Origin of the sequence: Pseudoxanthomonas sp., assembly GCF_002863005.1 — a bacterium.
Taxonomy (GTDB): Bacteria; Pseudomonadota; Gammaproteobacteria; order Xanthomonadales; family Xanthomonadaceae; genus Pseudoxanthomonas_A.
This window is the reverse complement of record NZ_PKDG01000009.1, coordinates 197,515-221,881: the sequence shown is the minus strand read 5'-3', so window position 1 is coordinate 221,881 and position 24,367 is coordinate 197,515. Positions and strand designations below refer to the sequence as shown.

General features: G+C 67.4%; 20 protein-coding genes. 12 read left to right on the top strand and 8 right to left on the bottom strand.

What is annotated here, in order from left to right; translation table 11 throughout:
* From CYU89_RS03205 to CYU89_RS03180, 6 genes are all read right to left on the bottom strand, one after another.
* Window positions 1-438: DUF1697 domain-containing protein (locus CYU89_RS03205; RefSeq protein ID WP_296278769.1), on the bottom strand; the 438-nt coding region annotated here is incomplete at its 3' end.
* Window positions 439-500: 62 nt separating this feature from the next.
* Window positions 501-926: a hypothetical protein gene (locus CYU89_RS03200; RefSeq protein WP_296278768.1), complete on the bottom strand. Its 426-nt coding sequence runs from the start codon at window positions 924-926 to the stop codon at window positions 501-503.
* 4 nt (window positions 927-930) lie between these two features.
* Window positions 931-1,161, bottom strand: coding sequence for a DUF1653 domain-containing protein (locus tag CYU89_RS03195; RefSeq protein WP_296278767.1), 231 nt, complete (start codon window positions 1,159-1,161; stop codon window positions 931-933).
* 128 nt (window positions 1,162-1,289) lie between these two features.
* Entirely contained in the window at window positions 1,290-2,381 is a 1,092-nt protein-coding gene (locus tag CYU89_RS03190; protein ID WP_296278766.1) for an ATP-binding protein, read from the bottom strand.
* Window positions 2,382-2,452: 71 nt separating this feature from the next.
* Window positions 2,453-4,186, bottom strand: coding sequence for a gamma-glutamyltransferase (gene ggt, locus CYU89_RS03185; protein WP_296278765.1), 1,734 nt, complete (start codon window positions 4,184-4,186; stop codon window positions 2,453-2,455).
* Between the two features lie 57 nt (window positions 4,187-4,243).
* Complete coding sequence (locus CYU89_RS03180) at window positions 4,244-4,876, bottom strand: tetratricopeptide repeat protein (protein WP_343125236.1); 633 nt, start codon at window positions 4,874-4,876, stop codon at window positions 4,244-4,246.
* A 160-nt stretch (window positions 4,877-5,036) separates the two neighbouring features.
* Between CYU89_RS03180 and CYU89_RS03175 the strand changes: the two genes are divergently transcribed.
* A complete protein-coding gene (locus CYU89_RS03175) occupies window positions 5,037-8,747 on the top strand; it encodes an indolepyruvate ferredoxin oxidoreductase family protein (protein ID WP_296278764.1) in 3,711 nt (1,236 codons plus the stop codon).
* A gap of 291 nt (window positions 8,748-9,038) precedes the next feature.
* Here CYU89_RS03175 and CYU89_RS03170 read toward each other — a convergent pair whose 3' ends face one another.
* Complete coding sequence (locus tag CYU89_RS03170; RefSeq protein WP_296278763.1) at window positions 9,039-9,638, bottom strand: DUF938 domain-containing protein; 600 nt, start codon at window positions 9,636-9,638, stop codon at window positions 9,039-9,041.
* 72 nt (window positions 9,639-9,710) lie between these two features.
* Window positions 9,711-10,541 (bottom strand): NYN domain-containing protein, encoded by an 831-nt coding sequence (locus tag CYU89_RS03165; protein ID WP_296278762.1) that lies wholly within the window; start codon window positions 10,539-10,541, stop codon window positions 9,711-9,713.
* Window positions 10,542-10,666: 125 nt separating this feature from the next.
* Between CYU89_RS03165 and CYU89_RS03160 the strand changes: the two genes are divergently transcribed.
* From CYU89_RS03160 to CYU89_RS03110, 11 genes are all read left to right on the top strand, one after another.
* On the top strand, window positions 10,667-12,295 hold the full coding sequence (locus tag CYU89_RS03160) for a TldD/PmbA family protein (protein WP_296278761.1): 1,629 nt from the start codon (window positions 10,667-10,669) through the stop codon (window positions 12,293-12,295).
* Window positions 12,296-12,474: 179 nt separating this feature from the next.
* Window positions 12,475-14,109 carry a TldD/PmbA family protein gene (locus CYU89_RS03155; protein WP_296278760.1) on the top strand — a complete coding sequence of 545 codons (1,635 nt, stop codon included), beginning with the start codon at window positions 12,475-12,477 and terminating at the stop codon, window positions 14,107-14,109.
* 23 nt (window positions 14,110-14,132) lie between these two features.
* Complete coding sequence (locus CYU89_RS03150) at window positions 14,133-15,467, top strand: TldD/PmbA family protein (protein WP_296278759.1); 1,335 nt, start codon at window positions 14,133-14,135, stop codon at window positions 15,465-15,467.
* A gap of 213 nt (window positions 15,468-15,680) precedes the next feature.
* Window positions 15,681-16,349, top strand: a complete 669-nt coding sequence (locus tag CYU89_RS03145) for a DUF4159 domain-containing protein (RefSeq protein ID WP_296278779.1) — start codon at window positions 15,681-15,683, stop codon at window positions 16,347-16,349.
* Complete coding sequence (locus tag CYU89_RS03140; RefSeq protein WP_296278758.1) at window positions 16,346-16,645, top strand: hypothetical protein; 300 nt, start codon at window positions 16,346-16,348, stop codon at window positions 16,643-16,645. Before CYU89_RS03145 ends, CYU89_RS03140 begins: the two co-directional genes overlap by 4 nt.
* 35 nt (window positions 16,646-16,680) lie before the next feature.
* The gene (locus CYU89_RS03135; RefSeq protein WP_296278757.1) at window positions 16,681-17,673 is read left to right on the top strand and encodes a MoxR family ATPase; all 993 of its coding nucleotides are present in this window, start codon (window positions 16,681-16,683) and stop codon (window positions 17,671-17,673) included.
* Between the two features lie 10 nt (window positions 17,674-17,683).
* Entirely contained in the window at window positions 17,684-18,574 is an 891-nt protein-coding gene (locus CYU89_RS03130; RefSeq protein ID WP_296278756.1) for a DUF58 domain-containing protein, read from the top strand.
* Window positions 18,571-19,725 carry a BatA domain-containing protein gene (locus CYU89_RS03125; RefSeq protein ID WP_296278755.1) on the top strand — a complete coding sequence of 385 codons (1,155 nt, stop codon included), beginning with the start codon at window positions 18,571-18,573 and terminating at the stop codon, window positions 19,723-19,725. The genes CYU89_RS03130 and CYU89_RS03125 overlap by 4 nt, the downstream gene beginning before the upstream one ends.
* Window positions 19,722-21,890, top strand: a complete 2,169-nt coding sequence (locus CYU89_RS03120; RefSeq protein ID WP_296278754.1) for a hypothetical protein — start codon at window positions 19,722-19,724, stop codon at window positions 21,888-21,890. The genes CYU89_RS03125 and CYU89_RS03120 overlap by 4 nt, the downstream gene beginning before the upstream one ends.
* Window positions 21,887-23,713 (top strand): carboxypeptidase-like regulatory domain-containing protein, encoded by a 1,827-nt coding sequence (locus tag CYU89_RS03115; protein ID WP_296278753.1) that lies wholly within the window; start codon window positions 21,887-21,889, stop codon window positions 23,711-23,713. Before CYU89_RS03120 ends, CYU89_RS03115 begins: the two co-directional genes overlap by 4 nt.
* Before the next feature lie 58 nt (window positions 23,714-23,771).
* A complete protein-coding gene (locus CYU89_RS03110; protein WP_296278752.1) occupies window positions 23,772-24,137 on the top strand; it encodes an I78 family peptidase inhibitor in 366 nt (121 codons plus the stop codon).
* Window positions 24,138-24,367 lie beyond the last annotated feature (230 nt).

Sequence of the window (24,367 nt, the reverse complement as noted above, 5' to 3'; positions counted from 1 at the left end):
CTCGAGGATGCCGCGCGCGCAATGCAGATAGGCGGCTTCGCTGCCGAGCAGGAACTGTTCCGGCGGCACCACGTGCGGTGCGATGGCGGACAGCGTCGGCAGTGCATCGGCCTCCTGCACGAAGGCGACCAGCAGGCGCGACGGGTCGGCGGCCGCATCGGCCAGCGCGTTGTCGTCGATGATCGTGGCCAGCTCCTTCGCCGACTTCACGATGACGGGCACGTCGATCCCGAGCTGCGCGGCGATGGCGGCGGAGATCTCCGCCGCGATCTTCGCCGGCGTCTTCTTGCTGGAGCGGAACACCACGTTGCCGCTGTTGAGCAGCGTGGCGACATCCGCGTGGCCCAGCCCTTCCAGCAGCGCGCGCAGGTCCGCCATGGCGATGCGCTTGACCTTGCCGACGTTGATGCCGCGGAGTAGGGCGATGTAGGTGGTCATGGGATGTCTCAGGGTGAGGGACGGGCGAATAGCAGCAAGGCGAGGATGCCCTTCATGAGCCATCAGACGCCGAGCACATACACCCTCGCGCCCTTGGAGGCGAAGGACACTCTATAGCCCTGTAGATGCCTCATGAATTCTTCCGCCGCGATGCTGACTTCAGAGCGCGGCGATGCGCCCAGTGACTCGATACACACACTGTAGAGTTTGCTGCCGCGACGGGTCCGCTCAAGCGTCCCGAGGAACCGTCCGAGGGCATCGCACGAGGCTTTACTCTGATCGTCGCCAGGCGTTTCTATGTCGAGAACGTCCCAGCCACAGCCACATCCCGTGTGCGGCGCGAGGTAGTAGACGTACTGGGAGCCGAGCACTGAACGAACCACCCTCGCCTCGGGCGACGCTGACGGCACGAGGCTCAGAGAGAAGTCATACGTTCTCACCTCGTCGAGTTGCTTGTCCACGCCAACGTAGAGCTGCGAGCAGTTCACGCGCTCACCCAACCGGCGCGAAGCGTCGCACCGCGCGCCCATCCACGATCACGTCTTCGCAGAACATCGCATACGGCCGCACCCACAAGCTGCCTTCGCCGTACAGCGCGCGGTACACCACCACCGGCTCCAGCGTCTCGCTGTGCCGCGCCACCGCGACCACGTCGTAGTCGTTGCCCTTGTAGTGGCGGTAGAGGCCGGGGGTGAGTTCGGGGAGGGCGGGGAGCGTGGCCATGCGTGTGCCTCGTGGATGAGTAGGGTGGACCCTGGCCCACCGTTGCGGACATTGTCCACGATCAGGCAACACACGCGCCGGGAGACGTTGGATCCACAATGAATGTATGTGGTGGGCCGGGGCCCACCCTACGAGCTCTTGAGGCCAAGCGCAGCCCTTATCCGATCCCACGTAGATATGTCGAAATCCTCAGACAGCATCAAGGATGCTGCTGATGGATTGATATCTACAATCTCAGCGTACTGAGCCTTTATCCTGAAACCATCTTCTTTGTAGAGCCTTAGAGAATCATACAAAGAGCCGACTTGGTCAGTCCTAATCTGCAGGCGAACCGCCGTTCCTTCGTAAGAACAGGGAAAGTAACTCTTACCCTCAGCTGCCTTTGTAAGCATCATTCCCTGATCGCCGCTGGCAATGAAAAAGTTGCCGCCATTTCGACAAATTCTACTAGTCATATACAGGCCGAATCCTGAGTTCGCCCAGTGACCCTTCTGCCTGATGCGAGATCCTTTGAAGGCCTTCCCTGAAACCGCAGGCATACAAGCATAGTTGAGGGCATGCTTGTCACTCTCAATTCCGAGATGGGGATTGCGAGACAGCGTCTTCCTGAGACCAATCCCTCTATCAATAATTGCGACTTCGACTTTATTCTTCGTCGGCCAATATTGAGCACACATTCCGATCTGATCAGCCTCACTGTGCTCAACCACATTCCTCATTATCTCTCTCAGTGAGTACGCCAACGTTCTGTGAAGATCGCTCTCGTCTTCCCCGCAGAGCATTGCCGCCAACCGCTTGCTCTTCTCTTCAATCACATCGCCAACTGCTTCTCCCCGCTCTACTGCTTGGTTTCTAAGCTCATCACAGTTGAATATAGAAACAGGCAAGTATCGTGAACCTCCAGGGGCTTCGCCGGGACGCTTACCATAGTCATACCCAAACGCTTTGAAGAACCCCATGTGGGCTGCGTAAGTCATCTTCTCGTGATTGACACATCTGAAGCTATTAAGCTGACAACGAACGGCAGCTCTCTGGAGCTCACTTGATACGATCAGCATTGCGAAGGGCTCGACGAGCCCGACGTTCTTGAAGTCAACACATATCTCCTTCTCATCCTTGAGCTGTGCCAATTCAACGGTGAACTGGAGCGAACTGCTCAAGTCCAAGGTCCGGGGAATACTGATGACTTTCTCTGGCATATGCTTCGCTTTCTGTTTCACATAGCAACGCGCTGTGCAGGCGGTTGCAAGCCTTTTCAACGACTCCATCTAAGGGTTTGACTACAACAAACTCAATACCCCGCCGCCTGCCCATCCTTGCGGCTTTCGCTGGCGCCGTAATACACACCGGTCTCCGGGTCGCGCTTGATGGCCTGGTAGCCGCCGTAGGGGCCGAGGGCCCATTCGACGTGGTGGCCCTTGTCCATCAGCGCGCGGATGGTTTCGTAGGGGTAGCCGGATTCCAGCTGCACCACGCCGCCGTCGGTCATCGCGGTGGCGCTGCCGACCGGTTCGGTGGAACCGTCATGCTGGATGCGCGGGGCGTCGCCGGCTTCCTGCAAGGTCATGCCGAAGTCGATCAGGTTCATCACGATCTGCGCGTGGCCCTGCGGCTGCATGGCGCCGCCCATCACGCCGAAGCTGACCCAGGGCCGCCCGTCCTTCGTGATGAAGGCCGGAATGATCGTCTGGAACGGGCGCTTGCCCGGCGCATAGCAGTTGGGATGCGGCGTGGCGCCGTCGCAATCGCGCAGCACGAACATCTCGCCGCGGTCCTGCAGGATGAAGCCCAGGCCGGTCGGCGCCATGCCGCTGCCCATGCCGCGGTAGTTGGACTGGATCAGCGAGACCATCATCCCGTCCTTGTCGGCGACGGTCAGGTAGATGGTGTCGCCTTCTTCCAGTTCCTTCGGCGTGCCGGGCTGCACTTCGCGTAGCACCTTGTCGGGCGAAATGAGTTTCGCGCGTTCGCGCGCGTACGGCTTGGAGATCAGGCGCGCGACCGGCGCGGGCTGGAATGCGGGATCGGCATACCAGCGCGCGCGATCGGCGAAGGCCAGCTTCTTCGCTTCGACGAATAGGTGCACATGCTCGGGACTGCCGAAGGGAATCCTGCTGAAGTCGTAACCCTCCAGCACGTTGAGCATCTGCAGCGCGGCGATGCCCTGCCCGTTCGGCGGCAGTTCCCACACGTCGTAGCCGCGGTAATTGGTGCTGACGGGTTCGACCCATTCGCCGTGGTGGGCGGCCATGTCCTCGTACGAAAGGAAGCCGCCGTTGGCCTTGAAGTACGCGTCGATGGTGCGCGCGATGTCGCCCTTGTAGAACGCATCGCGGCCGCCGATGGCGATCTTCTGCAGCGTGTCGGCCAGGCGCGGGTTCTTCCACAGCTCACCGGTGCGTGGCGCGCGGCCGCCGATCGTGAATTGCTCGCTGAAGCCGGGGAACTTCGACAGCCGCGGCACCGAGCGCTCCCAGTAGTAGGCGATCGTCTGGTGGACCGGGTGGCCGTCGCGCGCGTAGCGGATGGTCGGCGCCAGCACTTCGCGCATCGGCAGCTTGCCGAAGCGGTCGTGCAGCGCGAACCATCCATCCACCGCGCCCGGCACGCTGACCGGCAGCGGTCCGTGCGCGGGGATGTCGGTGATGCCCTGCTGCCTGAAGTAATCGAGCGTCAGCGATTTCGGCGAACGGCCGGAGCCGTTGTAGCCGTGCAGCTTCTTCGTCTTCGGGTCCCAGACGATGGCGAACAGGTCGCCGCCGATGCCGTTGCCGGTGGGCTCCATCAGGCCGAGCGCCGCATTGGCGGCGATGGCCGCATCCATCGCGGTGCCGCCCTGCTTCATCACGTCGAGCGCGATCTGCGTGGCCAGCGGATGCGAGGTGGCCGCCATCGCGTGCGGCGCGATCACGTCCGAGCGCGTGGCGAAGGCACGGCCGGTGATGCGGTCGGCGGCGGATGCGGCGGGAACACCGGCGGCGGCACTCAACGCCGTCGCAATGCAGAACGAAGCAAGGATGCGCATCAGGGGAGGAGGATGGTGCGCGGTGCGCACCTTCACCCGCCGATCTTACGCGCTGGACTACGGCCAGACCGGCGGATTCGCCTGCCAGGCGCCGAGCACTTCCGCCAGGGTGTCGCGGTCTTCCTGTCGCCAGTCGGGCAACTGCGTCGCGAAGTTGCGCGCATCGACCCATACGCTGGGCTCGGTGCGCACGGCGGCGCCGAACCATGCGACGGCCTCCTGCTTGCGGTCGAGCCGCCACAGGACCAGCGCCAGCGTCGGGGGCGCCCAGGAAGGCGAGCCGTAGGCCGTGACGATCTCGGACCACTGCACCAACGCCGGCTCGAACTGGCCCGCCCGGTACAGGTCCCACGCATAGTTCCAGCGGACGGCCCGGCCTACCGTGCCCTTGGCCTCGGTCGCGGCAACGGTCTGCTGATAGAGCTGTCCCGCCAGCTCTGTCCGCCCTTCACTGGCGGCGATGTGCGCGAGCTGCGCCGTCGCCTCGATATGGCGCCGCCCGCGTTCGCGCTCGCGGACCAGCGCCTGCACCTGCGCCTCGCCTTCGCCGGGGACCACGACGATCTGCCTGGCCGTCGACTTGTCTTCGTCGAAGTAGAACTCCTTGGGCTTCGGCACGTTCTGCGCGTGCGCGGACAAGGCCATGGATGCCAGCACGGCGGCCAGCAGCAAGTATTTACCGGATTTCACGTACGTTCCCCTGACACTTGATGTTTCCCCGAACCCCATCGTAACCGCTGCAACGCACAACGACGAAGTGACCCACGTCACAGAAAAGGCCGCTGTTACAATGCGCGCCTTCACGCCCGAGGGGATTTCGGGCCCCGCCAGCCGCTTTCACGGGCCCGCCATGACCAGCACCGCCGAACTGACTTCGCCCTCGTCCGCCAACCTGCCGCAGCTCGGGGCGATCGACAGCGACTACACGCTGGAACACAAGTACACGCGCACCGACGGGCGCATCTACCTGAGCGGCGTGCAGGCACTGGTCCGCCTGCCGCTGATGCAGCGGCTGCGCGACCAGGCCGCGGGCCTCAACACCGCCGGCTTCATCAGCGGCTACCGCGGCTCGCCGCTGGGCGGCTTCGACCTGGAGCTGTGGCGCGCGCGCAAGCACCTCGAATCCGCGGGCGTGAAATTCACCCCGGGTTTGAACGAGGACCTCGGCGCCACGATGGTGTGGGGCACGCAGCAGACCAACCTGTTCCCGGGCGCCAAGGTCGATGGCGTGTATGCCATGTGGTACGGCAAGGGCCCCGGCGTGGACCGCTGCGGCGACGTGTTCAAGCACGGCAATGCCGCGGGCACCTCGAAGTTCGGCGGCGTGCTGGCGCTGGCCGCGGACGACCACAACTGCCGCAGCTCGACGCTGCCGCACGGCTCGGAAGACGAGTTCGTCAGCGCGATGATGCCGGTGCTGAACCCGGCCGGCGTGCAGGACATCCTGGACCTGGGCTTGGTGGGCTGGGCGATGAGCCGCTACACGGGCCGCTGGATCGGCTTCAAGACGATCGCCGAGACGGTGGAATCGTCGGCCTCGGTGCAGGTGGATCCGTTCGCGCGCGAGATCCTGCTGCCGGAAGACTTCGCCATGCCCGCTGGCGGCCTCAACATCCGCTGGCCGAATCCGCCGCTGGACCAGGAGATGCGCCTGCACAAGTACGCGGTCGCTGCGGCACAGGCCTTCGCACGGGCCAACAAGGTGGACCGCATCGTGCTGGACTCGCCGCGCGCACGCCTCGGCATCGTCACCACCGGCAAGAGCTATCTGGACGTGCTGCAGGCGCTGGAATACCTGGGCCTGGACGAACAGGCCTGCGCCGACATCGGCATCCGCGTCTACAAGGTGGGCATGACCTGGCCGCTGGAGCCGGTGGGCATCACCGAATTCGCGAAGGGGCTGGAAGACATCGTCGTGGTGGAGGAGAAGCGCGCCTTCATCGAGCGGCAGATGAAGGAATACTTCTACAACTGGCCGGCCAGCGCCGGTACGCGTCCGTCCATCGTCGGCAAGTACGACGAAGGCGGCGAATGGATCCTGCCGTCCACCGGCGAGCTGACCCCGGCCACCATCGCCGGCGTGATCGGCAAGCGCATCCAGCGCTTCTTCACGACGGAGTCCATCGAGCAGCGCCTGCGCTGGATGGAAGAGAAGGAAGCCGAGATGGCGCTGCCGCGCGCCAACTTCCCGCGCGTGCCGCACTACTGCTCCGGCTGCCCGCACAACACCTCGACGGTGGTGCCGGAAGGCTCGCGCGCGCTCGGCGGCATCGGCTGCCACTACATGGTCACATGGATGGACCGCGACACCGACACCTTCACCCACATGGGCGGCGAAGGCGTGACGTGGTCCGGGCAGGCACCGTTCACCGAGACCGAGCACGTGTTCCAGAACCTCGGCGACGGCACGTTCTTCCACTCCGGTTCGCTGGCGGTGCGCCAGTCGGTCGCCACCGGGGTGAACATCACCTACAAGATCCTCTACAACGACGCGGTGGCGATGACCGGCGGCCAGCCGGTGGACGGCACGCTGTCGGTGCCGCAGATCGCGCACATGATGCGGTCCGAGGGCGTCGATACGATCGTCGTGGTCAGCGATGAAGTCGGCAAGTGGAGCAAGCGCGAGATCTTCCCGTCGGGCGTCGAGTTCTTCGACCGCAAGGAACTGGACGACGTGCAGCGCCGCCTGCGCGAGGTGAAGGGTGTCTCCATCCTGATCTACGACCAGGTCTGTGCCACCGAGAAGCGCCGCCGCCGCAAGCGCGGCAAGCTGCCGGACCCTGCCAAGCGCACGATGGTCAACACGCTGGTCTGCGAAGGCTGCGGCGACTGCGGCGTGAAGAGCTTCTGCGTGTCGGTGCTGCCGAAGGAAACCGAGTTCGGCCGCAAGCGCGAGATCGACCAGTCGAACTGCAACAAGGACTTCCGCTGCGTCGACGGCTTCTGCCCCAGCTTCGTCACCGTGCACGGTGGCACGCCGCGCAAGGGCAAGAAAGCGAATGCCGCCGACCTGCTGGCCGCGCTGCCGGCGCCGGCGTTCAAGTCCGACCTCGACCAGCCCTGGAACATCCTGATCACCGGCGTCGGCGGCACCGGCGTTGTGACCATCGGCGCGCTGCTCGGCATGGCCGGCCACCTGGAAGGCAAGGGCGCCAGCGTCCTGGACCAGACCGGCTTGGCGCAGAAGGGCGGCGCGGTGACCACGCACATCCGCATCGCGCGCACCCCGGAGGACATCCACGCCGTGCGCATCGCCGCGGGCGAGGCCGACCTGGTGCTGGGCTGCGACATGGTGGTGGTCAACGACTACTGGGTGCTGTCGAAGGTGCGCGGCGAGCGCTCGCAGGTGGTGCTGAACACCTACGAAGCGATGCCGGGCACGTTCACCACGCATCCGGACATGCAGTTCCCGGCCGCCGACATCATCGCGGGCGTGAAGGTCGCCCTCGGCGGCCGCGAGCCGATGCTGGTGGATGCCACCCAGATCGCCACCGCGCTGATCGGCGACGCGATCGGCAGCAACCTCTTCATGCTGGGCTACGCCTGGCAGCAGGGCCTCGTGCCGATCTCGTTCGAGGCCATCATGCGCGCGGTGGAGCTCAACGGCGCCGCGATCGAGATGAACAAGACCGCCTTCGCGTGGGGCCGCCTGGCCGTGGTGAATCCGCAGGCCGTGCAGGAAGCCGCCGGCCTGATCCGCAACACGCAGACCGAAAGCGAGCGCACGCCGGGGGCGCTGCAGATCCTTCCCCCGGGCGAATGGGAAAGCAGCGAATGGGGCGCCAACAGCGCACCCCGCAATCCGGGCAACGAAAGCGAACTGCGCGGTCTGCCGGAAGGCGCTACCGGCAGCGGCGACAACGTCGCATTCCTGCCGCTCGACGACCTGCGCCTGTCGCGCTCGCTGGACGAGCTGATCGCCCGGCGTTCGGCGTTCCTCACCGAGTACCAGGATGCCGCCTACGCGAACCGCTACGCCGACCTGGTGGCGAAGGTCCGCTCCGCCGAGAACATCAAGGCGCCGGGTTCGACCGCATTGACCGAGGCGGTGGCCCGCTATTTCTTCAAGCTGATGGCCTACAAGGACGAATACGAAGTCGCGCGCCTGTACACCAGCGGCGACTTCCAGCGACGCCTGCAGCAACAGTTCGATGGCGACTACGAGGTGCACTTCCACCTGGCACCGCCGCTGTTCGCCAAGAAGGATGCGCACGGCCGCCTGATGAAGAAGGAGTACGGCCCCTGGATGTTCAAGGCATTCGGCCTGCTGGCGAAGCTGCGCTTCCTGCGCGGCGGCACCTTCGACGTGTTCGGCTACACCGAAGAGCGCAAGGGCGAGCGACAGCTGATCGCCGACTACGCGAGGACGGTGGACGAACTGCTGGGCGCGCTGGATGCCGACCGCCTGGGGCTGGCCGTGGAGATCGCCAGCATCCCGGAGCACATCCGCGGCTACGGTCACGTCAAGGAGAAGCACTTGCACGCGGCCAAGGCGCGCGAGGCGGAACTGCTCGGCCTGTGGCGCAACCCGAAGTCGCTGCATATCGTGCAGGCCGCGTAGCAAGAAACCCCGCTTCGGCGGGGTTTCTTGTAGCGTGCGCCATGCGCACGACCTCATGATCCTTCCGGTAACTCGTGGTCGTGCGCATGGCGCACGCTACGCACATGAATTCGCTCAATCGCTGTGGGAGCGACGTGAGTCGCGAACGCTGCCGTGTAGAAACCTTTCGGCACGGATCACGGCGGATAAGTGCGGATAAAGCACATCAGACATTCGTTTCTGATCCGCTGTTCTCGCCCTGATCCGTGTCGAACGAATGCTTTCGATCCACGGTCGCGACTCACGTCGCTCCTACAAGAATCTCCGCCGTCGCCAGACCAGGCAGCGGTTGTTGGCCGGCATGGGGTTGTCCTCGACCAGCGACAGGCCGATGCGACGCGCGAGTGCGTCGATGGCCTCGAAATCGCGGATGCCCGAGGCGGGATCGCGGTCCTTCAGCCATTGCTCGAACGCGCGGTTGCTGTCGCTGGTGAACTCGCCGACATAGTTGAAAGGCCCGTAGACGATCAGCAGGCCGTTCGCCTCCAGCACCTTGCCGACGCCGGCGAAGAAGGCCTCGACCTGCGGCCAGCCCATGATGTGCAGGCTGTTGGCGGTGAAGACCGCATCGAAGCCGGCGTCGGGCCACGGCCCGTCGACGTCGAGTTCGAAGGCAGGCGGCGTGTTCGGCAACGCCGCGTCGTCCAACCATGCCCCGATGCCGGCCAGGTTTTCCGCGCGATCACTGCCCTGCCATGCCAGCCAGGGCATCGCGGCGGCGAAATGCACCGCGTGCTGGCCGGTACCGCTGCCGATCTCGAGCACGCGACGGGTGTCTGCAAGGTGGCGCTGCAACACCGACAGGATCGGGTCCCGGTTGCGTTCGCAGGACGGCGCGAAAGGTTTGGTCATGCCACGTAGCGTGCGCCACGCGCACGAGCCGCCGTAGCCGGAAGCGTCCTGACGTCGTGCGTATGGCGCACGCTACGCGGCCCGCACATAGAAGCGCTTCGCACCGCCCTCGCCCGCCCGCTCCTCGACGGTGAAGTGGCGCGGATGCGCCTTCATCAGGTCGCTGAGCTTCTTGTGGCCGTAAAGCCGCGTGTCGAAATCGGGGCGCACCTTGTTGAGATAGCTGCCCACGCTGCCCAGGAAGGCCCATCCCTGGTCATCGCTCGCGTCTTCGATCGCCTGGCGGATCAACTGCAGCGGCAGCGACTCGTGCTTGCGCTGCTCGACGACGGGTGCGGCCGCAGGTTCGGCCTGCGTCGCCGGCTTCCTGGTCGCCGGCCTGGCGGTCTTCTTCGCCTGCTTCTGTGGCGATGGTGATGGCGGCGCGGGGGCTTCGCTGCGCAGCACCTCGACGTAGATGAACTTGTCGCAGGCCTGCACGAACGCATCCGGCGTCTTGCGCTCGCCGAAGCCGTATACCGTCAGGCCTTCCTCGCGCAGACGCTGGGCCAGGCGGGTGAAGTCGCTGTCGCTCGAGACCAGGCACACGCCGTCGAAGCGCCGGGTGTACATCAGGTCCATCGCATCGATGATCAGCGAGCTGTCGGTGGCGTTCTTGCCACTGGTGTAGGCGAACTGCTGCACCGGATTGATCGAGTGCTTCAGCAGCGCCTGCTTCCATTGGGTCATGCGCGTGCTGGTGAAATCGCCGTAGATGCGCTTCACGCTGGCCACACCGTACTTGGCCGTCTCCGCGAGCAGGCCCTCGATGACGGCCGGCTGGGCGTTGTCGGCATCGATCAGCACCGCGAGGCGGGGCTGTTCGTCGTCGTTCTCGAGCCGTGCGACCGGGCGGGATTTCATGCGGGTCGATTCCTGTACGGGATGAGGCCCATTGTGCACCACGTCACGGCGTCATGACCGCCGTCACTTGACGCTGCGATGCGTGCCGACGACAGTCCGGAGGCTGCCGTTTCCGGACCCGATCGATGCAACGACGCGACTTCCTCGCCCTGGGCGGACTGACCCTTGCCGGACTGGCCTTGCCCGGTACGCGCGTCATCGCGGCCGAAGCGCTGCTGGAACCCGGCGACGTGGCGAAGAAGAAGCGCCTCGCCGAAGCCGCACTCTCGGCCGCGACCGCGGCGGGTGCGAGCTACTGCGACGTGCGCGTCGGCCGCTACCTGCGGCAGTCGCTGATCACCCGCGAGGACAAGGTGCAGAACGTGGTGAACACCGAATCCTCTGGCATCGGCGTGCGCGTGATCGCGCAGGGCGCGTGGGGCTTCGCGGCGACGAACGACCAGACACCCGACGGCGTGGCCGCCGCCGCGCGCCAGGCCGTGGCGATCGCGCGCGCGAATGCGCGCATCCAGGGCAAGCCCGTGCAGCTGGCGCCGTTGAAAGGCGCCGGTGAGGTGAGCTGGCGCACGCCGATCGTGAAGAACGCGATGGCGGTGCCGGTGAAGGAGAAGGTAGAGCTGCTGCTGGACGCGAATGCCACCGCGCTCGCTGCCGGCGCCAGCTTCGCGGCGTCGCGGATGTTCGTCATCAACGAGCAGAAGTATTTCGCCAGCACCGACGGATCCTGGATCGACCAGGACGTGCACCGCATCTGGGTGCCCTTCACGGTGACGGTGGTGGACAAGGCGACCGGCAAGTTCAAGACGCGTGATGGACTCTCTGCCCCGATGGGCATGGGCTACGAGTACCTTGATGCGAACCCGGCCGACAGATTCGCGCTGCCGGGCGGCGTGGTGGCCTATGGCGCGTCGTACGACCTGCGCGAAGACATCGTGGCCGCGGCGAAGCAGGCGCGGGCCAAGCTGACCGCGCCGTCGGTAAAGCCCGGCAAGTACGACCTGGTGCTGGACCCGTCCAACCTGTTCCTGACCATCCACGAGAACGTCGGCCATCCGCTGGAGCTGGACCGCGTGCTCGGCTACGAAGCCAACTACGCCGGTACCAGTTTCGCCACGCTGGACAAGCGCGAGCAGCGCTTCCAGTGGGGCAGTCCGATCGTCAATTTCACCGCCGACAAGACCGAACCGCGCAGCCTCGGTGCGGTGGGCTACGACGACGAAGGCGTGAAGACGCGCCGCTGGGACCTGGTGAAGGACGGCGTGCTGGTCAACTACCAGGCCACGCGCGACGAGGTGCATATCCTCGGCGAGGACGCGTCGCACGGCTGCAGTTACGCCGATTCCTGGAGCAGCGTGCAGTTCCAGCGCATGGCCAACGTGTCGCTGGCGCCGGGCAAGACGCCGCTGACGGTGGCCGAGATGGTGAAGGACGTGGAGAACGGGCTGTACATCCACGGCCGCGGCTCGTACTCGATCGACCAGCAGCGCTACAACGCGCAGTTCGGCGGGCAGCTCTACTTCGAGATCAAGGACGGCCAGGTCACGCGCCAGGTCGAGGATGCGGCCTACCAGATCCGTACGCCGGAGTTCTGGAACGCCTGCACCGCGATCTGCGACGCGCGCGATTTCCGCCTTGGCGGTTCGTTCTTCGACGGCAAGGGCCAGCCCAGCCAGGTATCGGCCGTGTCGCACGGCTCGGCCACCACGCGCTTCAACGGCATCAACATCATCAATACGGCGCGCAGCCTGGGGTGATGCGAAGGCGTCGATCCGGGCATCGCGACACCGTGTGTATGCCGAAAGTCATTTGACGCTGTCTGCACGCGGGCGCAAGAATCCGGGACGACCTGTGCGGTGGTGAAGGCGCAGGCCGGAATGCTCCCGTCGCAGTGCCCCGCCTGCCGCCCGGCAGGCCCAACCGGTGGAGAATTGCCTTGCAACGTCGTGACTTCCTGGCCATGACCGGCCTCAGCCTGGGCGGCCTGATGGTGCCGTCCTTCTTCGGCAAGGCGATTGCCGCCGAGCAGCTCCAGTCCACCCTCGATGTCGCCTTCAAGAAGCGCCTCGCCGATGCCGCGCTCGCCGCGGCCAAGCAGGCCGGCGCGACCTACTGCGACGTGCGCATCGGGCGCTACCTGCGCCAGTTCGTGATCACCCGCGAGGACAAGGTGCAGAACGTGGTGAACACCGAGTCCACCGGCGCCGGCATCCGCGTGATCGCCAACGGCGCCTGGGGCTTCGCCGCCACCAACACGCTGACCGCCGAGGGCGTGGCCGCCGCCGCGCGCCAGGCCGCCGCCATCGCCAAGGCCAACAGCAAGACCCAGACCGCGCCGGTGCAGCTGGCCAAGGCGCCGGGCTTCGGCGAGGTGTCGTGGAAGACGCCGATCAAGAAGAACGCGATGGACGTGCCGATCAAGGACAAGGTCGACCTGCTGCTGGGCGTCAACGCCGCGGCGATCAACGCCGGCGCGGATTTCGTCAACTCGATGATGTTCCTGGTCAACGAGCAGAAGTATTTCGCCAGCACCGACGGCTCCTTCATCGACCAGGACGTGCATCGCATCTGGGTGCCGATGACGGTCACCGCCATCGACAAGGCCAGCGGCAAGTTCCGCACCCGCGATGGCCTGTCCGCGCCGATGGGCCTGGGCTACGAGTACCTGGACGGCGACGCCGCGCAGAAGTTCACCTCGCCGAACGGCGTGGTCAACTACGGCCTGTCCTACGACATGAAGGAAGACGCCATCGCGGCTGCGAAGCAGGCGCGCGCGAAGCTGACCGCGCCGTCGGTGAAGCCGGGCAAGTACGACCTGGTGCTGGATCCCTCGCATACCTGGCTGACCATCCACGAATCGGTCGGCCATCCGCTCGAGCTGGACCGCGTGCTCGGCTACGAAGCCAACTACGCCGGCACCAGCTTCGCCACGCTGGACAAGCGCGAGCAACGCTTCCAGTACGGCAGCGAGCTGGTCAACCTGTTCGCCGACAAGACCCAGCCCGGCAGCCTGGGCGCGGTCGGCTACGACGACGAAGGCGTGAAGACCAAGCGCTGGGACCTGGTGAGCGCCGGCAAGCTGGTCGACTACCAGACCATCCGCGACCAGGCCCACATCCTGGGCAAGACCGAATCGGATGGCTGCTGCTATGCCGACTCGTGGAGCAGCGTGCAGTTCCAGCGCATGGCCAACGTGTCGCTGGCCGCCGGCAAGACCAAGCTGTCCGTGGCCGACATGGTGAAGAACGTCGAGAACGGCATCTACATCATCGGCGATGGCTCGTTCTCGATCGACCAGCAGCGCTACAACGCGCAGTTCGGCGGCCAGCTCTTCTACGAGATCAAGAACGGCAAGATCACCCAGCAGATCGAGGACGTGGCCTACCAGATCCGCACGCCGGAATTCTGGAACGCCTGCACCGCCGTCTGCGACGAGAGCGATTACCGCCTGGGTGGTTCGTTCTTCGACGGCAAGGGCCAGCCCGGCCAGGTGTCCGCGGTGTCGCACGGGTCGTCCACCGCGCGCTTCAACGGCATCAACGTCATCAACACCGCCCGCTCGCTCGGCTGACCGGCGCAAGGAGATCCTAGAACATGAGCATCCTCACCGAAGCGCAGGCCAAGGCCATCCTGGACAAGGTCATCGCGCTGTCCACCGCCGACGAGTGCACCGCCTCCCTCACCGGCTCCGTCGACGGCAACATCCGTTTCGCGCTTAACAACGTCTCCACCAGCGGCATCGTCAGCAACACCGACCTTGGCGTGCAGGTGGCGTTCGGCAAGCGCGTGGGCATCGCGACGATCAACGAGTTCGACGACGCCGCGCTGGAACGCGTGGTGCGCCGCGCCGAAGACCTCGCCCGCCTGGCGCCGGAGAACCCCGAGTTCATGCCGGCCGTCGAGAAGCAGACCTACAAGCCCAGCGCCACCTTCAGCGAATCCACCGCCGCCATCACGCCCGAGTTCCGCGCCCAGGTCGCCGCCGACTCGATCGGCCCCTGCAAGGCGGAGAAGCTGATCGCCGCGGGCTTCCTCGAAGACGGCCAGAGCTTCGTCGCGTTCGCCAACAGCAAGGGCAACTTCGGTTACCAGCGCGCGACCGCGTTCAACTACACCTGCACGGTGCGCACCGAGGACGGCCGCGGTTCCGGCTGGGTCGGCCGCAACCTGAAGGACGCGAACGCATTCAAGGCCGACAGCGACATCCGCACCGCGATGCGCAAGGCCAGCGAATCGGCCGAGGCCAAGGCGCTGGAGCCGGGCAAGTACACGGTGATCCTGGAACCGGCCGCGGCCGCGGGCCTGATCTCCTTCATGATGAACTTCTTCGACGCGCGCCAGGCCGACGAAGGCCGCAGCTTCCTGTCCAAGATGGGCGGCGGCAACAAGCTGGGCGAGCAGGTCTACGACCCGCGCGTGAACATCAGCGCCGACCCGTGGCACCCGGGCGCGGAAGTGATGCCGTGGGACGGCGAAGGCCTGCCGCGCGAGAAGATGGCCATCGTCGAGAACGGCAAGATCGCCAACCTGGAGTACTCACGCTTCTGGGCGCAAAAGCAGGGCAAGCGCGCGATCGGCTCGCCCGGCAACCTGCTGGTGGCCGGCGGCACCAAGTCCACGGCCGAACTGGTCGCCGGCACGCAGAAGGGAATCCTCGTCACGCGCACCTGGTACATCCGCATGGTCGATCCGCAGACCGTGCTGCTGACCGGCCTGACCCGCGACGGCACGTTCTACATCGAGAACGGGCAGATCAAGCACCCGGTGAAGAACTTCCGCTTCAACGAGTCGCCGGTGATCATGCTCAACAACATCGAGGAACTGGGCAAGCCGGTGCGCGTGGCCGGCGACGAGTCCAGCTTCGTGATGATGATCCCGCCGATGAAGCTGCGCGACTTCACCTTCACCTCGCTGTCGGACGCGGTGTAACGCTTTTCTCCTTCTCCCCTGGGGAGAAGGTGCCCGAAGGGCGGATGAGGGGCGAACGAAGTCCATGATGCTCGAACCATCGGGACTCCATCGCCCCTCACCCCAACCCCTCTCTCCCACCGGGACTTCCTGCGGTCGCCGTCGGGAGAGGGGCTTTCAGAGACCTCGGCTTTGCTCCACTCCCGGCTAACGCGCGCGCAGTTCCTCCACCTGATGCTCGGCGGCATGGTGACGGCCGCATTGCCCAGGCAGGCACGCGCAGCCGGCCACTACGATTTCCACTTCACCCGGCTGAAGTACGACTCCGGCGACTGGGACGTGGACGCGCGCATGCCGTCCAACCTGATCACCTCGCTGATCGACTACACCACGATGCGCGTGGACCCGAAGGAACACGTGCTGGCGCTGTCCGATCCGCGCATGCTCGCTGCCCCGTTCTGCTACCTGGCCGGGCACAAGCTGGTGGAGTTCAATCCGGTGGAGCGCCGCCACTTCGAGCGCTACGTGCGCAACGGCGGCTTCGTGTTCGTCGACGACTGCAACCACGACATCGACGGCCTGTTCGCCAAGTCGTTCGAGGCGCAGATGGCGTCGATCTTCGGCGCGAAGGCGATGAAGAAGCTGCCGAACACGCACGCGATCTATTCCTCGTTCTTCAAGTTCGAAGGCCCGCCGGCCACCAGCTTCGAGCTCAACGGCTGGGGCGACGACCTGGTGCACGAGTACCTGCAGGGCATCGAGATCAACGGCCGCCTCGGCGTGCTCTACAGCAACAAGGACTACTGCTGCGAGTGGGACTACGACTGGCGCAACAAGCGCTTCCTGGCCGAGGACAACACCAAGTTCGCGGTCAACCTCGTGATCTACGCGCTGACGACATGAGGAAAGACAACGCCATACCACTCGCCTCGCTGGCGCTCTGGGGCGCCTCGCTCGCTTACGTGTGGACGATATCCGGCCAGCCACGCATGGCGGACGGCGGACTGTCGGGCGACGAGATGTCCCTGATCGAGATGGCGATGATGCTGGCCGTCCCGTTGGCCACGTTCGCCTCGATGTTCATCGCCATGCGGCGCGCGTACTGGAACGGCAGCCGATTCTGGTTGTTCGCATGCCTCTTGCTCTGGCCACTCGCCTACGTCTACGCCCTGCTCATCAACCGTACCGACCTGCATTGAGCAGGCTCCGGACATTCTGAAACGACGGAATCCCCATGGCATCCATCACCGAATCCGACCTCCAGCGGCAACTCGCCACGCTGGGCGAACTCCGCGCCGCCATCGGCCAGGCCATCGTGGGCCAGCAGGACGTGGTGGAGCAGTTGCTGATCGGCCTGCTCGCCGGCGGCCATTGCCTGCTCGAAGGCGTGCCCGGCCTTGGCAAGACGCTGCTGGTGCGCTCGCTGGGCGAGGCCCTGCACCTGCAGTTCCGCCGCGTGCAGTTCACCCCGGACCTGATGCCCAGCGACATCCTCGGCACCGAACTCCTGGAGGAAGACCACGGCACGGGCCATCGCCATTTCCGTTTCCAGCCCGGCCCGATCTTCACCAACCTGCTGCTCGCCGACGAACTCAACCGAACGCCGCCGAAGACCCAGGCCGCGCTGCTGGAGGCGATGCAGGAACGCACGGTCAGCTACGCCGGTACCACGCATGCGCTGCCTTCGCCGTTCTTCGTGCTGGCCACGCAGAATCCGCTTGAACAGGCCGGCACCTATCCGCTGCCGGAAGCGCAGCTGGACCGATTCCTGCTGCACATCCGCGTGGACTACCCCACCGAGCAGGAAGAACACGACATCCTCGCGCAGACCACCGGCCGTGCCGGCGGCGCGGTACCGCGCGTGATGGAAGGCGAGGCCGTGCTCGCGCTGCAGAAGCATGTGCGCGACGTGCATGTCAGCGAGGACCTTCTGCGCTGGATCACAAAGCTCGTGCGCGCCAGCCGTCCCGGTGATGGCGTGCCGGAGGAGATCCGCAAGTACGTGCGCTGGGGCGCCGGTCCGCGCGCCGGCCAGTCGTTGGTGCTGGCCGCGAAGGCCCGCGCCTTGCTGCACGGCCGCCTGGCGGCGACGCGCGAGGATATCGTCGCGCTGGCGAAGCCGGTGATGCGCCACCGCCTGCTGCTGTCGTTCGCCGCCGAGGCCGAACAGGTCAGCGCGGACGACGTGATCGCCGCGCTGCTGCGCGGCGTGCCGCTCGCCGCCTGATCGACCGCCCATGGCGCACGACCTGATCCCCGCCGACGTCCGCAGCCGGTTGAAGGACCTGCGGCTGACCGCGCGCCGTGCAGTCGGTGCGCAGGGGATCGGCGTGCACCACAGCCGCAGCCGCGGCGCCGGCTTGGAGTTCGCGCAGTACCGCGCCTACGAGCCCGGCGACGAGCTGCGCCAGATCGACTGGAAGCTGTACGCGCGCTCGGACCGCTTCTTCGTGCGCGAAGCCGAGCGCGAGAGTCCGCTGACGGTGTGGATCGTGCTCGACGCGACCGCCTCGATGGCGCAGCGCGATGGCGCGCGCGGCACGCGCTTCGACGCCGCGCGCAGCCTCGTGGCGTGCGTCGCCGAACTGGCGCTGCGCCAGGGCGACCGCTTCGGCCTGCTCGTGCTGCACGGCGATGGCGTGCGTCTGGTGGCGCCCGGCAATGGCGCGCGCCAGCGCGACCAGCTGCTGCTCGCCTTGCACGGCCTGCGTGCGGACGGTGCGTTCCCTGCGCAGGAACGGTTGGGACCGGTGTTCGAACGGATCGGTGCCGGCGATCTGGTGGTGGTGCTCAGCGACTGGTTCGACGAAGCCATGCCGGCGCTGGTGGAGCGGCTCGCCGCCGCGCGGCGCGAAGTGCTGGCCATCCAGCTGCTCACCGCCGACGAGCGCGACTTCGCCTATACCGGCGGCCATCGCTTCCGCGATCCGGAAACCGGCGAGGAATTGCTGGGCGATGCCGCAGCCCTGCGGGCCGACTACCTGCAGCGCTTCGGCGAGGCACAGCGCGTGCTGGACGCCCGCCTGGATGCGGCCGGCATCCGCCACGCCCGCCACTACACCGACCAGCCGCTGGACCTGCCGCTGCGCCGGCTGTTCGGTGCACGCGACGCGGCGGAGTACGCATGAGCCTGGCGTTCCTGCTGCCGGCCGGCCTGGCCGCGTTCGCGGCGCTGCTGCTGCCGTTGCTGCTGCACCTCGCACGTCGGCACGAGCAGACGCCGACCGACTTCGCCGCACTGCGCTGGCTGCGGCAGAAACCGAAGCCGCGCCACCGCATCCGCTTCGACGAATGGCCGTTGCTGTTGCTGCGCCTGCTGCTGCTCGCATTGCTCGCGCTGTGGCTGGCCCGGCCGATGCTGTCGGGCCTGGACGACACGCGGCCGTGGACGGTCGCCGTGCCCGGCGTGGATGCTGGCTTCGCACGTACGACCTCCGATGCGCGCATGCGGCTGCACTGGCTGGCGCCGGGCTTCCCGTCGCTGGATGCGCCGATGCCTGCCGGCACGCCCGCCATCGGCAGCCTGCTGCGGCAACTCGACGCCGAACTGCCTCCCGGCGTCGCGTTGACCGTGATCTTGCCTGCAACCTTGCAGGGCGCGGATGCCGAGAGGCCCGCGCTGTCGCGTGCGGTGACCTGGAAGGTCGTCGACGGCGCGATGCCGGCATCGTCGGCGAAGTCCTCGCCATCGCCTGCATGGGCGATCCGCCACCCAATAGGCGACGAACATGCGCTGCGCTACCTGCGCGCCGCCGCGCGGGCGTGGCAGCCGAACAGCGCGACGGCCGTGCAGATCGGGACCACCGACGCGCCATTGCCTCCGCCGTCGCAGCCGCTGGTGTGGCTGGCGCCGGGACCGGTGCCCGCGCCGGTCATGCAATGGATCTCGGCCGGCGGCATCGCGTTGCTCGCCCATGAAACGACAGTGGACGGCATTGCGATGTCGTCGACGGCCTGGCGCGACGCCGAAGGTGCGCCCCTGGTCGAAAGCGCCGTGCTCGGCCAGGGCCGGGTGATGCGCTTCACCCGCGCGCTGCGGCCCGACGCGATGCCGGCGCTGCTCGACGCCGATTTCCCGCGCCGGCTGCGCGCCCTGTTCGACGGTCCCGCTGCCGCACCCACGCGCGTGCTCGCGACGGATTACGCGCCGACGCACGGTGGCGCGGCCTATCCGGTCGCACCACGCGATCTGCAACCCTGGCTCGCGCTGCTGATCGCGTTGTTGGTGCTGGCGGAACGCTGGATGGCCACGGGGCGCACGCGGAGCGTGGCGCCATGACGTTGTCGGCCTTCGACCGCCTCGCCCAGGTCCGTCGCCATGCGACGCTCGGCCAACTGGTGTTGGGAGCACCGATTCCCGTCGCGCTCGCCGGTGTATTGTGGCGCTTCGCATCGCCCATGCTCGCCGTGGCCGTCGCGCTGGGCGGGATCGCGGTACTCGCCGCGCTGGCCTGGCGACGCGCACGCGCGTTCGACACCGCCTGGCTGGTGCGCCAGCTGGATGCACGCCGCAAGGACCTCGACGACAGCAGCGATCTGCTGCTGGCACCACCCGCTTCGCTGACGCCGCTGCAACAGCTGCAGCAAGCGCGCGTCCGCGAGCGACTACGCAGCCAGCCGGCACCGGACCTGCGCACGCCGTGGCCATGGCCGCGCATCGTGGCGATGTGGCTGGTGGCTGGCGTGGTGATCGCCGTGTCGGCGCTGTGGCCGGCGCGCGCACCGATGGCCAGCGCGCTCGCGCCTGCGGATGAGGAAACACCGGTCATTCCCGGCGTCCCGCGCCTGGTCGGCCAACGCTTGAACGTCGCGCCGCCGCCCTACACGGGCCAGTCGGCGCGCGACGAAGCCACGCTCGATGCGAAAGCCCCCGTTGGCTCGCGACTGGCCTGGACGCTGCGTTTCGAACCGCAACCGACCCGCGCCGATCTCGTCTTCCACGACGGCCAGCGCATCGCGCTGCAGCGCGACGGCGACACCTGGCGAGCGACGCATGGCCTCGCGAAATCCACGCTGTATCGCGTGGTGGCCGCCGGCACCGAGGCGCAACCGCCGTCCAAACTCCGGCGGCTGGATGCCATTCCCGATCGCGCGCCGCAGGTGAAGGTGCTCGCGCCCGACCGCGGCCTCAGCCTGGTGGCAGTCGGACAGACGCGCTGGGCGCTCGCCTTCGAAGCGCGCGACGACTACGGCGTGGCCGCGGCCGCCACGCTGAAGCTGACGCTCGCGCAAGGCAGCGGCGAGAACATCGCGTTCAAGGAACAGGCGATGACGCTGCACGGCACCGGCCCCGCGACCGCGCGCCGGTTCGCCGCCTCGCTGGACCTGAAGGCGCTCGGCATGGCCGTGGGCGACGACCTGATCGCACAGCTCACCGTGCGCGACACGCGCGCGCCGACGCCGCAGACCGCGCAGAGCCCCGGCCTGATCCTGCGCTGGCCGGCGGACCTGGGCGAGGAAAGCACCGGCTTGGAAGGACTGGTGAAGAAAGTGATGCCGGCCTACTTCCGCAGCCAGCGCCAGATCATCATCGACGCCGAAGCGCTGCAGAAGCAGAAACGCGGCCTGGCGGCGGACACGTTCGTCACGCGCTCGGATGCGATCGGCGTGGACCAGCGCATCCTGCGCCTGCGCTACGGCCAGTTCCTCGGCGAGGAAGCCGAAGGCGAGCCGCAACCGCCGCCGACCAGCGACACCGATGACGACCACGCGGACGACGACGGACACGATCACGCCGGAACCCCGACCGCCGCGCAGGACGATCACGACCATGCGACATCGGCGAGCGGCGCCGGCTTCGGCCGCGAGGCCGACGTGCTGGAGGCCTACGGCCACACGCACGACCACGCGGAAGCCGCGACGCTGCTCGACCCCGACACGCGCGCCACGCTGAAGAAGGCGCTGGACCAGATGTGGCAATCGGAACTGCATCTGCGCCAGGGGCAGCCGGACCGCGCACTGCCGTTCGCGTACAAGGCGCTGGAGTACATCAAGCAGGTGCAACAGGCGACACGCATCTACCTGGCCCGCGTGGGACCGGAGCTGCCGCCGATAGACGAGACGCGCCGGATGGGCGGCGATCGCAAGGGCATCGGCTCACGCGCGCTCGGCCCGCTCGCCCCGATGCCCGACGACGTCGACGCAGCCCCCGCTCGCGCATGGCGTGCCCTGGCCAACGATCGTGCGCCGGCGGATGGCGCGGACCTGGACGCGCTGCACACCTGGCTGCGCACGAACGAGGCACGCGTGCCGGATGCGCTGGACCTGTTCGCGGCCATCGATGAAGTGCGCGGCGATCCGGCGTGCGCGCCCTGCCGTGCGCGGCTGCGTGCGCTGCTGTGGTCGGCGTCGCCGCAACCGCCCGCACAGGTGCAACGTCGGGCCGCGCCGGACGATGCCGGCCGCCGCTATCTCGATGCCCTCCAGCAGGAGCCCGCGCGATGACCCTGCCCGCGCTCCTGCCCTGGCTGCTGGCCGGCCTGCTCGCGCTCGGCGTGCTGCTCGCGTGGGCGCGCCTGATCGCGCGGCGTCGTGGTGCTTCCACGGATGTGCGCGGCTCCCGTACCCGCTTCCTGCTGCTGTGCGCGCTGCAACCCGTCTGCGCGCTGCTGCTCTACTTCACCCTGCTGCCGCCGCGGCAGGCATCGACCCCCGGCACGCTGGTGGTGATGACCGCGAACGCCGGGCAAGTTGCCCTGCCCGTGGCGCTGCAGGGCCAGACCCGCGTCGCCCTGCCGGAGGCCGCGGCCTCCGACGGCAGCGAGCGCGTGCCGGACCTGGGCACTGCGCTGCGCCGGCATCCGGACGTGGGGACGCTGCACGTCGTCGGTGATGGACTGGAAGCCCGCGACCGCGATGCGCTCGGCGACCGGCGCGTCATGTATTCGCCTACCGCCTTGCCGCGCGGTGTCGTCGAACTCGCGCCGGTGGGTGTCGTGGCGCCGGGCGACACCTTCATCGCCAGCGGTCGCGTGAACGACTTGCCGAAGGCGACGGTGGTGCTGTTCGACCCCGCAGGCCAGCGCGTCGATGCCGCGCCGGTGGACGAGCAGGGTCGCTTCCGCCTCACCGGTGTCGCCCGCCTGCCCGGGCCGGCGCTGTTCCGGGTAGAGGTGCGGGAAGCGCGCGGTAGCGTGGCCGATGCCGCGTCGCTGCCGGTCTGGACGCAGCCCTCGACGCCACCCCGCGTGTGGGTGCTCGCCGGTGCGCCCAATGCCGAGGGCAAGTACCTGCGTCGCTGGGCGACCGACGTAAGCATCCCGCTCCACATGCAGGTCAGCCTCGGCGGAGGCATGCAGCTCGGCGACGCGCCGTTGCCGATGAACGCCGAGACGCTGCGCCGTTTCGACCTGCTGGTGCTGGATGCGCGCAGTGCCGCGGGACTCGGCGAAGCGCAACGTGCGGCGCTCGGCGCGGCCGTGCGCGACGGACTGGGCGTGCTGGTGCGCGCCGACGGACCGATCTCGCCGCCCGTGCAACGCCTGCTGGGCGTGCCGGCCGTCGGCAACGACGAGTCCGAGTTCCGCCTGTCCCGTCCCGCGCCGGACGACGACGCCTGGCGCGCACCACGCGGCGCGGGCACGGCAGACCTGCCGGTGGATGCCGACGCCGTGCCGGGCGGCCTGCCCGTCCTCACGCGGCGGGCGGTGCGGATGCCTGCGGGTGACGATGTCGCACTGTTGCGGGACGCCGCTGGCGCACCGGCCGCGTGGTGGCACGCGATGGGCCGCGGCCGGGTCGGCGTGTGGACGCCGGCCGATACCTACACGCTGGTGCTGGCGGGCCACGCCGACGTGCATGCCGCGCTGTGGTCGCAGGCGTTTGCCACGCTGGCGCGCGCGGGCACGCAGGCCATTGCCACGACGCCCCACGGCGCGCGCGTGGGCGAGCGCATGGCGCTGTGCGGCATCGCAGACGACGCACGGATCGTCGCACCCGACGGCATCACGACGCAGGTAGTGCGTGATCCCGCCTCCGGCAGCGCGCGCTGCGCAGGCTTCTGGCCGCGAAGCGCGGGCTGGCATCAGCTGAGGGTGGGCGACGCCGCGGCGCCGTTCTTCGTCCGCGCCGAAGACGATGCGCCGTCGCTGCACCGCGCCGAGCTCCAGGCGCAGACACGCTCGCGCTCAGGCGCCGCGAGCGCAGTGGTGGCATCGCCATCGACCATGGAAGGCGTTCGCGGGCCCGCCTGGCCGTGGTTCCTCGCCTGGCTTTCCGTCAGCGCGCTGCTATGGTGGCTCGAACGCAGGCGCGCGCCGGCCGGTTAACGACTCTCGAATGTCCGGTGCGCAATCCTTCCTTCCATCTCACCCTCCGGAGTTACGCATGATCCGAACGGCGATTCCCGCCCTGCTGTTGACCCTCTCGCTGGCCGCCTGCTCTTCGCCCGAAGCCGACGAACAGACCGCCGCCGCCGAGCAGTCCCAGGCTGCGGCCAGCGAAGCGGCCACCCCGCCCGCTGCCGAGCCCGCGCCGGCCGAACTCGCCGGCAGCTGCGACGACACCCAGGCGCAGTGGATCATCGGCAAGACCGCGAGCGAGGCCGACATCGAACAGGCCAAGGCCGACAGCAAGTCCGACGCCGTGCGCGCGCTGAAGCCGGGCGACGCCGCGACGATGGACTTCAATCCGAACCGCCTGAACATCATCCTCGACGAGAAGGGCGCGGCGACCTCGGTCAACTGCGGCTGACGCTTCGCGCCACGTCCATCGGACGACGAACCGCCCGCGGCGACGCGGGCGGTTTTTTGTTGTCCGGCGGACACGGTTTTGCCCCGTGAAAAGTTGCCTTTGCAACCAACAGGTGGTGCGCCATAGGTGTTGTTGCGGCGTCGCAACATCTATGGTCTAGTCGGATTTCCGGTGACATTTCGAAGTGCCGCTGCGTGGGCAGGGCACGGTGTCGCCGTCACTCCGGTTTG